Raw genomic sequence first — 13,487 nt, forward strand, 5'->3', positions numbered from 1 at the left:
AGAGTCTATGAATACGTTTGGAAAAGTAACAACAGCCTTTTTGTTAGGCTTAGTTTTACAAGGTGGTATCTATGTATACTTAGACCAAGTATATTTGGCACCCACCACGCACTTTCAGGTGACAAATGGAGAAGAAGTAGATAAGAATTTCCCTGACGTAAAAGAAGGGACTCGCTATTATTCTCATGACCATAAGTATATGGCGGTAGTAGAGCAAAATAAAGTTGACATTTATACAGCGGGTAAAGAAGCCCCTGTGACGTTAGATTTAAAAGAACGTGAAGTGTCGTATTTTGAATGGATGTCAGACCGTAATTTGGCCATTGTAGGGTTGTATGGCGGTCATCACAATGATATTGTACTGGCTCGTATTGATCCAGAGGCGCCAGACCATGAAATTGATACGACTATTAATTCGGTGCCAGCGGGATCTCGCATTACAGATGTGGCCTACTCCGCAGCGACCAATGTGGTGTATATGAAAGTTCGTGTCGGTGATGGGGCGTACCGTGTATATCGGACGGATGCTAACTATGATACTCGCCGTGTATATATGCAAGCCTCTGATATCGGGCGTATTGGCATGTTTTATAATGAAGATCGCTTCTTCTATGATAATGCTCGTACAGGTGATGTGTTTATGTTCAACGGCACAGAAGGTGGTTGGCGTGCCATCAACCCACCGGGTAAATTCCGATTGATCGGTGTTACACAGGGCCAACAGATCTACATTGTAAAAGTGGATGACAAAAATAGAGCATTAGAAGCCTATGAAGGTAAGCTAGGGGTAGGGTTTAATAAAATTTATACCTACGATAACCCAAAAGAATTAACAGAAATTACTGTTGAGTCTATTTTAAAGGATAAAGAAGCGGGAAACGGTAGCCAATCTGGGGATAAGAAAAAACAATAGATGAATTTATGCAATGAGAAAATTCACTATTTTTAGAAAAAGCTATAACAATTAGTCATAATAAAAACAAAATTTTACATAATATATGAAAAGGAAGTCATACAATGGCAAAATTTAAAATTCAAAAAGGCTTAAGCGATGCAGATATGATGAAAGGGTTTCAGGAACAAGAAACATTTGAAACTGCTATATTGAAAGATGATGCCACTACAGTGCGCAAAGCGAACAACAAGCCTAACCCTGCAAAAACGGATGATGATTTTTATCAAGAATTTTTAACCGAGCGGATAAAAACAGAAATTGGCAAGCTCTTACTAGCTATTAAGATGGATTACTACAAAGAAGACGTAAAAGATTTTTCTATCCAAGTCAAAAGAAATGGGAAGGATATTGTCTTAGAGACGTCTCCCAAAAAGGTTAAATAAGTCGTCGCTGTTGACAATTGATATCGTTAAAAAATACTTAAAATCCCCCTAAAATAGTGGAAAAACATGGAAGCATATCGATAAAATTCATATGACTAAAAAGCATGTAATTTGGTTGACAAATATCACATTTAGTAGTCTAATATAGTTATGTACATTTACATGAGATAACTTAGACTCATGTATTTAATAATTCCCCTTCCATCGAGAGGAAACGTCTTGATAGGAAAGGGTCAATGTGAAGGAGAAGGATTATGAGTGCAAAAAGAGTAAGATTAGTTGAAACAGTTCTTCGTGATGGTCATCAATCTATTTTGGCTACGCGTATGCGCATGAAACACATGCTTCCAGCATTACAACAATTAGATGAAATTGGTTATGATGCATTAGAGTGCTGGGGCGGTGCTACATTTGATAGCTGTATTCGTTTCTTGGACGAAAACCCTTGGGAACGTCTTCGTACTTTAAAAGCAAACTTAAAAAATACACCTCTACAAATGTTGCTTCGAGGCCAAAACTTATTGGGTTACAAACATTATGCAGATGATGTTGTAGAAGCTTTCGTTCGCAAAGCAAAAGAAAACGGTATGGACCGTATCCGTATTTTTGACGCATTGAATGATCCTCGCAACATGCGTGCAGCTATCGAAGCTGGTAACAAAGCTGGTGTTCATGTACAAGGTACAATGGTTTACACAATCAGCCCAGTTCACACAAATGAAAGCTTCGTAAAAGTAGCTCGTGAATTAAAAGAAATGGGTATCGATTCCCTTTGTATCAAAGATATGTCTGGCTTGTTAGCTCCATATGATGCAGAATCCTTAGTAAAAGACTTACGCAAAGAATTCGGCGACAAATTCGATATCGATTTACACAGCCATTTCACTTGTGGTTTAGCATCTGCTACTTACTTAAAAGCAGTAGAAGCTGGCGTTGATATCATCGACACTGCATTGAGCCCATTCGGTCATGCAACTAGCCAACCAGCAACTGAATCTATCGTAGAAATCTTCAAAGGCACTCCATATGACACTGGTTTAGACCTTGCTAAAATGCGTGAATTAGCTACATACTTCCGTGGCGTTCGTAAAGAAATCGCTGATGAATTTGGCTTAACTCCAGCTCATGAAGTATTGCCAGAAGTTCGTCATTACCAAATCCCTGGCGGTATGTTGTCCAATACTCAAAACCAATTGAAAGAAATGGGTATGGCTGACAAATTCTTCGACGTAATGGATGAAATGCCACGCGTTCGTGAAGATCTTGGCTTCCCTCCATTGGTAACTCCAACATCCCAAATCGTTGGTACAATGGCTATGATGAACGTATTGTTCCAATCTCAAGGAAACCCTCGTTATATGACTACTCCAGCTGAAGTAAAAGACTTAGTTCGTGGTAAATACGGTGCTCTTCCAGCAGCTGTAAAACCAGAAATTAAAGAATTGATCATTGGAGATGAAACTCCTATCACTCATCGTCCAGCTGACGATGTAGCTCCAGAAATGGATAAAATGCGTGCTGACTTAGAAGCTAAAGGCTTCACTGGCGTAACTGAAGAAGACGTATTAACATACGCTATGTTCCCAGAAGTGGCACTTCAATACTTCGAAAAACATGCAACACCTGTAACTCAAAAAGTATTGAACTACAAAGGTGAATAATTAATCCTTTCATTCACATACAAAAGGCGACCTCTTCGGAGGTCGCTTTTGTTATGCTTATATTTTCCACACGAATAGAAATAGATGTGCTATAATACAAATATAGGACTTACTAGATGATAGGAGAGGTGACTATGTCTGACCTAAAAAGAACTCCCAAAAGACGTGTCAAAAAGTCCTCAAAACGAATGTGGGGGATGGCGCGTCTAGTTCTTGCTGTATTATTTCTAATTGCCTTGATACAACAAGGGTATACATTATATAGCTTGCATCAAGAAAAGCAACAGCTAGAGCAGCAATTAGAGGATCTTAAAAAAGAGAATGAAACCTTATCGGAGCAGAAAAAACTCTTAGAGGATAATAAACATATTGAAAGTGTAGCTCGAGAAGAGTTAGGCCTTGTAAAACCAGGGGAAGTTCCTTATGTACGATAAGGGAAAGTGATACATTTGTATCACTTTTTTTGTGTCATATACATAGAACAGTATATAGAATAGTACATAGAATAGATAGGATGTGAGATGATGGGAACGTCAGTGATTATAGAAACAGGAACTAAAATAGGAATTGTGGACTTAGGGTCAAATTCGTTTCGCCTTTTGTTAGGTGAGTATCACGGAGGGACATGGAAAAATCAGCCTAAGCAATTGTGGACCACACGCTTAGGGCAACGTGATGATAGAGGGCAGCTGACAGAGGAAGCGATAGCTAGAGGGTTAGAGGCATTGCAAGAAATACATAGGGTCATGGACGAATATGGCGCTACTATACGGATAGGTCTTGCTACGAGTGCGATTCGTGAAGCTGGAAATGGCAAGGCCTTTTTAGAGCGGGCCCAACAAGTATGTCCTATGGAGTATCGAATTTTGTCCGGTGAAGAAGAGGCTGTCTTTGGGTTTAGAGGGGCAACGGTGTATGAAGCGCCAGACTTTCATTATGCGACCATTGATGTAGGCGGTGGCAGTACAGAGATTGCTGTAGGCCATGATGGGCAAGTCTACGCGGCAAAATCCTATCCAGCAGGAGCTGTTCGCATGCAAAGCTTGTCAGTAGAAGGCCCACAAAGGGTGTGGGAAGAAACGGCACCCATGTGGGAACCCTTACCTATCGAAGGCCCGTTGGGAGAATTTATTGCTATAGGTGGTACGGCTACCACCTTAGCGGCTATCGATTTAAAGATGGAAGCATATGACCAGGCACAGATACAAGGGCACCGATTAGAACGGGGTGCTATTGAAGCTATGATTTTACAACTTCGGTATATGAGCCGCGAAGAACGATTACAGGTGCCAGGATTACAACCGGGGCGTGTAGATATCATTGTACCAGGGGCTGAGATTATTACATCACTGATGGATACGTATCAAATTGGCTCTATTGTAATCAGTGAATCGGATGGATTAGAAGGGTGGCAATCACAATATGGTGGCAAATAGAGATTCCTATTATTCTTGGGCACCCTTAGTAGATAGCTTGCTAGATGCCTATGAAAGTCAAGGTGATTTTCAAACGGTGATAGAAGTAGAAAAAGCGAATGAAACACGGAAACATGTGAAGATGGTGGTGCCTTTACTGACGATGGAAGAGTTGGCGGAGCAAGTGGATCACAGTCGCCACATGTTGGGTAAATGGTATGGAGAGGACTGTATTAATCAGTATCATACGTATCGGCATCGAATGGCTAGTGGTAGCCAGCCTATGAGACGGAGCCAAGAAAAAACTCTGTATGGGGAATCTTGGAAGATGGTACAACAGCTGCGAGCTAGTGTGACAGCCTCTATGAAAGAGGGCATTACGAAAGAAACTCCTGTATTGTTAGCATGTTCTGGAGGTGTAGATTCCATTGCATTGCTGCACTTTTTGTATCTAGAAGGGTTTACGCAAGTAGGGGTCTTTACAATGGACCATGGGCTTCGCCCTGAAGCAGTAGAGGAAGTATCTCTCGTGGAATGGTATGCGTTGCAATTCGGCATGCCTTGCTATTCTGTGCAAGAGGCGGTGGAAGAGAAGGCAGCACACCACAAGGTATCCTTTGAAATGATGGGTCGAGAATTGCGATATCAGCATTTGCGACGTATTGCAGATGAAGAAGGCTATGAGTATATAGTGACAGCCCATCATAAAAATGATCAAGCGGAAACTGTATTAGCTCATATGCTTAGAGGAGCTGGATTAGAAGGGTTGCAGGGGATGCAAGCTGTTGCGGATGATATATGGAGACCTTGTTTGTCTGTGCCTAAGGATATGTTAATACAGTATGCGCAATGGTTACATTGCTTTCATGGGGAAGATGCAACGAATCAAGATACCACATATGATAGAAATTGGATTCGTCAAATCCTTGTGCCTACTTGTGAGGAGCGATATCCTAGTGCAGTGGATGCACTGAACAGAATGAGTCGATTAGTACAACAAGATGTGTCCTATTTGCAAGGTGAAGTAGAGCGCCTAGAAAAGCAATACGTGCAACGAGAAGGAAATACTATCGTATTAGATAAGAGAGGCTTGTTAGGCGAGCATGATGCTTTGGTAAGCCGATTGTGGAAACGTCTACTAAGTCCTTATGTACGTGGAGAACAACTAGGGCAAAAGGTAGTAGATGCACTACTTTCACTGGTGAAAGGGCCAAAAGGAAAAGAATTTCATTGGCGTCAGGTGCAAGTTTTTACGTCATATGATACAATTAAGGTTGTTCTATGTGGTGACATAGAAAATAAAGAGACCTGATTGAAAGGGAGTTACTATGATACAAGAAGTAAAAGAAATCTTACTGACAGAAGAACAAATTCAAAAACGAGTGGCAGAATTAGGCCGTCAAATTACAGAAGATTATGCAGGTAAAGAAGTGGTCCTTGTAGGCGTGTTAAAGGGAGCTATCGTATTTTTTACTGATTTAGCACGTCAAATACAAGGCGATATAAAAATGGATTTTATCTCTTGCTCCAGCTATGGTAGTAGTACTGTGAGCAGCGGCGTAGTTCGTATTTTAAAGGATTTGGATCGCCCTGTTGAAGGCAAACATGTGATTGTAGTAGAAGACATTGTGGACACTGGTACCACACTGTCCTATTTATTGGAAAACTTACAATCTCGTAAAGCTGCTAGTGTCCGTCTATGTTCTTTGTTGAATAAACCGGATCGTCGCAAAGTTGATGTTCATGTAGATTATGAAGGTTTTGTGATTCCAGATGAGTTCGTAATCGGTTATGGCTTGGATTTTGATGAAAAATATCGTCACTTGCCATATATTGGGATTTTAAAAGAAGAGGTATATCAATAATCGTTGATATATTCGACAAAATTTGATATGATTAATAAGTATCAATATAGTTTATATTGTTAGGAAAGGAGAAAAATTTGAAGCGAGGCTTAAAAAATGTACTCCTGTATCTGTTGATTATTGTAGCAGCTGTGGCAGCTATTAACTCGTTTTCTGAAGGCACAAAAAGCAAATCAGAAATCACATATACATCGTTCCTACAAGAGGTACAACGAAAAAATGTAGAGAGTGTCACAATTACAGGGGATCATTCCATTACAGGTAAGTTGAAGACTGGTACAGAATTTACAACCTACGCACCAAGCGATGAAAGTATCTATAATAAATTGACTGAAGGTGGTGTGGATGTAACAGCGCAACCACCAGAGCAACCAGCATGGTGGATTAGCTTGTTGAGTTCTGCTTTACCGATCGTCTTAATTATTGGCTTCTGGTTCTTTATGATGCAGTCTACACAAGGTGGATCTGGTCGTGTGATGAACTTTGGCAAATCTCGTGCAAAAATGCAAGGAGAAGGCAAAGTGAATGTCACATTTAAAGATGTCGCTGGTGCAGATGAAGCAAAACAAGAGTTAGAAGAAGTTGTTGAATTCTTGCGTAATCCAAGTAAATTCAATGCCATTGGAGCAAAAATTCCAAAAGGTGTGTTATTATTTGGACCTCCAGGGACAGGTAAAACTTTGTTAGCTCGTGCCGTAGCCGGTGAAGCGGGTGTACCATTCTTTACGATCAGTGGTTCTGATTTCGTAGAGATGTTCGTTGGTGTCGGTGCTTCTCGTGTGCGTGATTTGTTCAGTCAAGCGAAGAAAAATGCACCATGTATCATTTTCATTGATGAAATTGATGCGGTAGGTCGTCAACGTGGTGCCGGTCTTGGTGGCGGTCATGATGAACGGGAACAAACATTGAACCAATTGTTAGTAGAAATGGATGGTTTTGGTGCCAATGAGGGGATTATTACCATTGCAGCTACTAACCGTCCAGATATTTTAGACCCAGCATTGTTGCGTCCAGGTCGTTTCGATCGTCAAGTGACAGTAGGTCGTCCAGACTTACGTGGTCGCGAGGCAATTCTGAAAGTACATGCTCGTAACAAACCGCTAGATTCTGATGTGGATTTAAAAACGATTGCGAAAAAAGTACCTGGTTTCACTGGGGCTGATTTGAGCAACTTATTGAATGAAGCGGCGCTATTAGCAGCTCGTCAAAATCGCAAGTCCATTTCTATGCACGACTTAGAAGAAGCGAGTGAAAAAGTAAGCTATGGTCCAGAACGTCGTAGCCATATTGTGAGCGATAAAGAGCGTGAATTGACAGCGTACCATGAATCTGGTCATGCTATCGTAGCGCACTTGTGGCCAGAGGCAGATCCAGTTCATAAAGTGACGATTATTCCTCGTGGTAGCGCTGGTGGTTATACGATGATGCTTCCACAAGAAGAGAAGAACTATATGACTCGTTCCCAATTGTTGGCGCAAATTCGCGTTGCTTTAGGGGGACGTTGTGCAGAGGCTGTCGTATTGAAAGAGATCAGTAGCGGTGCTTCTGGTGACCTACAAATGGTGACGAATATTGCTCGTGAAATGATTACTCGTCTTGGTATGAGTGATGAATTAGGCCCATTGGTATTTGGCGAACATCAAGAGCAAGTCTTCTTAGGTAAAAGCTTAGGCTCTGAACGCAATTATGGCGAAGCAGTAGCCGAAAAAATCGATACAGAAATGCATCGTATCGTAGCAGAAGCCTATGGGGATGTCATGAACTTGTTGACAGAGAATATTGACTTCTTGCATGCTATGGCGAAAGCTTTGTTAGAAGAAGAAACAATTGACGCTAAACAAGTAGAAAACTTGTATCGCTATGGCTCTTTATTGAGTCCAGAAGAAGAGCAAGCAAAACGAGAAGCAGAAGAGAATAGTAAAAAAACTCCTCTAGAAGCAGCTGGTATTGTGATGCCTGAAAAAATCGATACATCAAAAGAATCATAAGCGATACTATCGCTAATCATACGAAAGCACCTTTCCTTTGGAAGGGTGCTTTTTGTCATACATGAAATATATTCATCTAAGATATACGAAGAGAATAGTGAAAATCTTAGAAAAGGCTTGCAATTTGTTGGTTACCTCTGTACAATCGTATTGTAAACCTTGATGCAGGTAAGGAGGCGACAAGCCGTGAGAGATGAAATACTAGACTTTTTAAAAGATAATCGTGACCAATTTGTGTCTGGACAAGCTATGTCTGAGGCATGCCATGTATCCCGTACAGCTATATGGAAACATATTGAAGTGCTTCGTAAACGAGGATATGTGATTGAATCATTTACGAAAAAAGGATATCGGTTAATACAAGAACCTGATTTGATTAGTCCTGAAGAAATGGAAGGCGTTTTGCAGACAAAAACGTTTGGTCGATACTATGTTTACGAAGAGCGTTTAGAGTCTACCAATACGATTGCCAAAGCATTGGCTATGGACGGAGCACCTGAGGGCACTGTGGTGTGCGCAGAAGAGCAATCATCTGGTCGTGGTCGTCTGGCAAGAGGCTGGTATTCACCGTATGGAAAAGGTCTTTGGTTTAGCATTATTTTACGACCTAGCTTTTTACCTATGGAAGCATCAAAATGTACCCTTATGGCAGGGGTAGCCTTGGTGAAAGCATTCCGTGAATTGGGACTTTCAGAGGCGGGTATCAAATGGCCTAATGATATACTGGTAGGAAGTCGTAAATTAGTGGGGATTCTTACAGAAATGAATGGCACTATGGAAGAAATTAGCCATATCGTCATGGGTATTGGTATCAATACACATACAACTATTGAAGAAGTAAGTGATGATTTAAAAGATAAAATTATGTCATTTGCGATTGCTGGTGTGCAAGTGGATCGTAAGGAAGCATTCGGGGTGATTCTAAAAGCCTTGGAGGATCAATACGAACAAGTATGTCGAGAAGGATTTGATTCCACCTTAGAGGAGTGGAAAGAATATAGTGTTACCTTACATAAAGATGTACTAGTAAAGGCGCCAGATAAAGAACTTATTGGTTATGCGAAAGACCTAGATAGAGATGGAAACCTCATTATCCAATTGGAAGATGGGCGTGAAGAAAGAGTTATTGCAGGAGATGTATCAATACGCTCTACTGGAGGAGGATATTAAGATGTTATTAGTTGTGGACGTAGGAAATACGAATATCGTATTAGGCGTGTATAAGGGTACAGACATTTTAGCTCATTGGCGCATTTCTACTGACCGAGGTAGAACCACAGATGAATATGGTATGTTGTTGAGTAACTTATTCCTACATGATCCCAAAGTCAATAAAGAAGATGTAGAAGCGGTTATTATATCTTCTGTGGTGCCTCCATTGAATCCTACCTTAGAACGTGTATGTTTACGGTATTTTCATAAGAAACCATTATTTGTAGGTCCTGGTATTAAAACGGGTATTTCTATTAAATATGAAAATCCTCGTGAATTAGGGGCTGATTTAATTGTGGATGCCGTAGCAGCTTATGAAAAGTATGGTGGCAATTTAATTATTATTGACTTTGGTACAGCCACAACATATTCTGCTGTTTTAGATGGTGGCATATATCTAGGAGGGGCGATTTCTCCAGGCATTGGTATTTCTGCAGAAGCCCTATTTGGTCGCACTGCTAAATTACCACGTATAGAAATTAAAAATCCAGGACCTGTGATTGGCCGAAACACCGTGGGCGCTATGCAGGCAGGTGTTTTATTTGGATATGTAGGGCAAGTAGAGGGGATTGTAGCACGCATGAAGCGTGAGATGCCAGAAGGTACACAAGTAGTGGCCACTGGTGGTCTAGCCCCATTAATTAGTGCGGAAACAGATGTGATCGACCACATTGATCCAATGATGACATTAGAAGGATTACGACTTATTTATGAACGAAATCAATAATAAATCCTGGCACATAGGGCATGTCACTATTCCCGGTCGAGTTGGCTTAGCGCCGATGGCTGGATTTAGCGATGTGTCCTATCGCTTATTAGCAAAAGAAATGGGCGCCTCCTTCGTATGTACGGAGATGGTTAGTGCCATGGGGATTAAATATAATAATGAACATACAAAAGACTTGCTCTATATGGAAGAGGTAGAACAACCTGTGTCGATGCAAATTTTTGGCTCCGATCCAGAGACGATTGCGATTGGTGCTAAAGTAGTAGAAGCGGCAGGCGCACCTATTGTAGATATCAATATGGGATGCCCCGTAAAAAAGGTTGTCTCATCCGGAGATGGTTCGGCGTTGATGAAAACGCCAGAGCTGGCTATGAAAGTAGCTGAGGCGGCTGTACAAGCAGTGACAATACCAGTGACAGTCAAATTGCGATTGGGCTGGGATGATAGTTCCATCAACGTAGTCGATATGGCACAGCGTATGGAATCTGTGGGTGTAGCCGCAGTGGCTGTACATGGTCGTACTCGGGAACAAATGTACAGCGGTAAGGCCAACTGGGATTATATTAAACAAGTGAAAGCAGCTTTGTCCATTCCTGTTATTGGAAATGGAGATGTACAGTCTCCTGAAAGTGCTAAAGAGTTATTAGATTATACAGGCTGTGATGCAGTGTTAGTAGGACGGGCGGCACAAGGGAATCCTTGGTTATTTAAGCAAATTAAGGAGTACTTGGAAACAGGTACATATAGTCTTAACCCAACAGGTCCTGAACGAATTGATATGCTATTACGTCATTACAATTTGTTATGCCAGTACAAAGGAATAGAACTGGCAACACGTGAGATTCGAACACATGCTAGTTTTTATATTAAAGGAATGCCGGAGGCGGCACGATGGAGAAACGATCTAAATGTCGCTATGGGCCGAGATTCTTTTATTAAAGTAGTAGAATCGTATCGCAATTTTTTAGAAGAACGTACAGGCTATATACTATAGAAGGTAGAATAATACGCAAGCGGATAATTGAGAGGAATGCCTATTATATCCAATAGTGATATAACTCCCTAAAAAACATAATATTGAGAATATCTAGCAATTCTCACAAAAATGATAAAATTGACAATACATGTAGTCGTAACTATAATGAAACCAGAAATACCAATTTACTTTTTTGCATAGATCATAAGATGATGTCATTTCTATTACTAGGTATTGATAGGATGTGACGCATCAGACATTTAGGGGGTGTATGTATGGTCATGAATGGTATTTATTTAGTGATTGCCTCCGTTTGTATCCTAATGTTGGCATACAGATTTTATGGGGCATTTATAGCGGCGAAAGTATTGACGTTAGACCAATATCGGTTGACGCCGGCGATGAGTCATAATGATGGACATGATTATGTACCTACGAATAAATGGGTTACATTTGGTCATCATTTTGCAGCTATTGCAGGGGCGGGTCCTTTAGTCGGTCCAGTCATTGCTGCACAATTTGGGTACCTGCCAGGGACTTTATGGATTTTAATTGGCTCTGTACTTGCAGGGGCAGTCCATGATATGGTCATTTTATTTGCTTCTATTCGATATGATGGTAAGTCCATTGCGGATATCGTACGGGAAGAGATTAGTAAAATTGCTGGACTTGGTGCCATGTTGTCTACCTTGTTTTTGTTAATCATTACATTAGCAGGTATGGCCGTTGTTGTTGCTAATGCACTTCATGGTTCTGCTTGGGCATTTTTCTCCGTATTCGCAACAATTCCTATTGCTATTTTCATCGGTATTTATTTACAATGGTTGCGTCCTGGGAAAATTCAAGAAGCCACAATCATAGGAGTTGCTCTTATTTTCGCAGCTATCAATTATGGACCTAATGTGGCGGCTAGTGAATATGGGGCTTGGTTTATTTATGATTTAAAAACTATTGAAATTATGTTAGCTGTATATGGATTTTTTGCAGCAGCCTTACCTGTTTGGTTGTTATTAGCTCCACGGGATTATTTATCTACATATTTAAAAATTGGTACTATTGGAGCTTTAGCACTAGGTATTATCATTGTTATGCCAGAAATCCAAATGCCAGCAGTCACTGATTATATTTGGGGCGGAGGACCCGTATTAAAAGGTTCTGTATTCCCATATATTTTCATTACCATAGCCTGTGGTGCTCTATCTGGTTTCCATACAGTAATTGCCACAGGTACAACACCTAAGATGTTAACCAATGAAAGAGAAGTATTGCCTATCGGGTATGGTGGTATGTTAACAGAATCTTTCATTTCTATGATGGCAATTATTGCAGCTACTGCACTTCATCCAGATGATTACTTTGCAATCAACTCAACAGTAGAATCGTTTAAAGCTTTAGGTCTTCAAGTTCATGAATTGCCAGCTTTATCAGCCTTAGTAGGGGAGGATTTGATGCATCGTCCTGGAGGGGCAGTATCTTTAGCAGTAGGTATGGCTCATATCTTCTCGCGTTTGCCTAACATGGATCATTTGTTAGGATATTGGTATCATTTCTGTATTATGTTTGAAGCCTTATTCATCATGACATTAATAGATGCAGGTACACGTGTAGGTCGTTACTTATTACAAGAATTACTAGGGTTATATTGGCCTAAATTTAATGACCAACATTGGAAACCAGGTGTGTATGGTTGTGCTGCATTGATTTGTATATTGTGGGGATATTTAGTATTACAAGGTAATATCGGTACTATTTGGCCTCTATTTGGTGTATCCAATCAGTTGTTAGGCACTATGACATTGGCAGTATGTACAACCATCATTATGCGATTGGGTAGAAAACGGTATGCTTGGGTGACAGGAGTACCTTGTTTGTTAATGGCTATCGTAGCAGTAGCAGCAGACTATGAAAATGTGTTCTTCAATTATATTCCAGAAGGTAAATGGACATTGGTAGCTTTCTCCGTAGTTATGTTCATTATGATTTTAATTGTCTTAGTTGAAGCCGTTCGTAGTTGGATTCGTTTAGCAGATATACCTCAAGATTATAGGACACAAAAAGAGGTAGAAGCAGAGAGTTATGCAAAATTAGCTAAGGAAAGCTAAATGAGTCAAAAAATAAATAAAGCTCAATTACTATATACCTTACAAACCTATACCGATTTGTAAAGGGGATAGTAAACTCTGGAAATAGACATAGTTAGAAGCTTTAACTGTGTCTATTTTCATGTTTGTAAGGGTATAATACATTTGTGACAAAAAAATAAAAAAATAAGAAGGCTCTCTGTTATAATGAAAGTTGCTAAACC

Annotated in this window: 12 protein-coding genes; all 12 read left to right on the forward strand. The window is 40.4% G+C overall.

Annotated features, from left to right (window positions below):
* Positions 1–7 precede the first annotated feature (7 nt).
* The gene (locus tag EO122_RS03395; RefSeq protein WP_127009375.1) at positions 8–913 is read left to right on the forward strand and encodes a hypothetical protein; all 906 of its coding nucleotides are present in this window, start codon (positions 8–10) and stop codon (positions 911–913) included.
* A 104-nt stretch (positions 914–1,017) separates the two neighbouring features.
* On the forward strand, positions 1,018–1,338 hold the full coding sequence (locus EO122_RS03400) for a hypothetical protein (protein ID WP_127009376.1): 321 nt from the start codon (positions 1,018–1,020) through the stop codon (positions 1,336–1,338).
* Between the two features lie 254 nt (positions 1,339–1,592).
* The gene (locus EO122_RS03405) at positions 1,593–2,999 is read left to right on the forward strand and encodes a pyruvate carboxylase subunit B (RefSeq protein WP_127009377.1); all 1,407 of its coding nucleotides are present in this window, start codon (positions 1,593–1,595) and stop codon (positions 2,997–2,999) included.
* Positions 3,000–3,133: 134 nt separating this feature from the next.
* The gene (locus tag EO122_RS03410; RefSeq protein WP_127009378.1) at positions 3,134–3,433 is read left to right on the forward strand and encodes a septum formation initiator family protein; all 300 of its coding nucleotides are present in this window, start codon (positions 3,134–3,136) and stop codon (positions 3,431–3,433) included.
* 87 nt (positions 3,434–3,520) lie between these two features.
* Entirely contained in the window at positions 3,521–4,435 is a 915-nt protein-coding gene (locus EO122_RS03415) for a phosphatase (protein WP_240632643.1), read from the forward strand.
* Positions 4,422–5,726, forward strand: coding sequence for a tRNA lysidine(34) synthetase TilS (gene tilS, locus EO122_RS03420; RefSeq protein WP_127009379.1), 1,305 nt, complete (start codon positions 4,422–4,424; stop codon positions 5,724–5,726). The genes EO122_RS03415 and tilS overlap by 14 nt, the downstream gene beginning before the upstream one ends.
* A 16-nt stretch (positions 5,727–5,742) precedes the next feature.
* Positions 5,743–6,279: a hypoxanthine phosphoribosyltransferase gene (hpt, locus tag EO122_RS03425; protein WP_127009380.1), complete on the forward strand. Its 537-nt coding sequence runs from the start codon at positions 5,743–5,745 to the stop codon at positions 6,277–6,279.
* 77 nt (positions 6,280–6,356) lie between these two features.
* Positions 6,357–8,267, forward strand: coding sequence for an ATP-dependent zinc metalloprotease FtsH (gene ftsH / locus EO122_RS03430; protein ID WP_127009381.1), 1,911 nt, complete (start codon positions 6,357–6,359; stop codon positions 8,265–8,267).
* 186 nt (positions 8,268–8,453) lie between these two features.
* Entirely contained in the window at positions 8,454–9,437 is a 984-nt protein-coding gene (locus EO122_RS03435) for a biotin--[acetyl-CoA-carboxylase] ligase (RefSeq protein WP_127009382.1), read from the forward strand.
* A gap of 1 nt (position 9,438) precedes the next feature.
* Positions 9,439–10,206 (forward strand): type III pantothenate kinase, encoded by a 768-nt coding sequence (locus tag EO122_RS03440; protein WP_126937016.1) that lies wholly within the window; start codon positions 9,439–9,441, stop codon positions 10,204–10,206.
* Positions 10,190–11,200: a tRNA dihydrouridine synthase DusB gene (dusB, locus tag EO122_RS03445; protein ID WP_206168501.1), complete on the forward strand. Its 1,011-nt coding sequence runs from the start codon at positions 10,190–10,192 to the stop codon at positions 11,198–11,200. The genes EO122_RS03440 and dusB overlap by 17 nt, the downstream gene beginning before the upstream one ends.
* A 257-nt stretch (positions 11,201–11,457) precedes the next feature.
* A complete protein-coding gene (locus tag EO122_RS03450; RefSeq protein WP_127009383.1) occupies positions 11,458–13,284 on the forward strand; it encodes a carbon starvation protein A in 1,827 nt (608 codons plus the stop codon).
* Positions 13,285–13,487: the final 203 nt, after the last annotated feature.

This window comes from Veillonella sp. CHU110, from assembly GCF_003992255.1.
Lineage (GTDB): Bacteria > Bacillota > Negativicutes > Veillonellales > Veillonellaceae > F0422.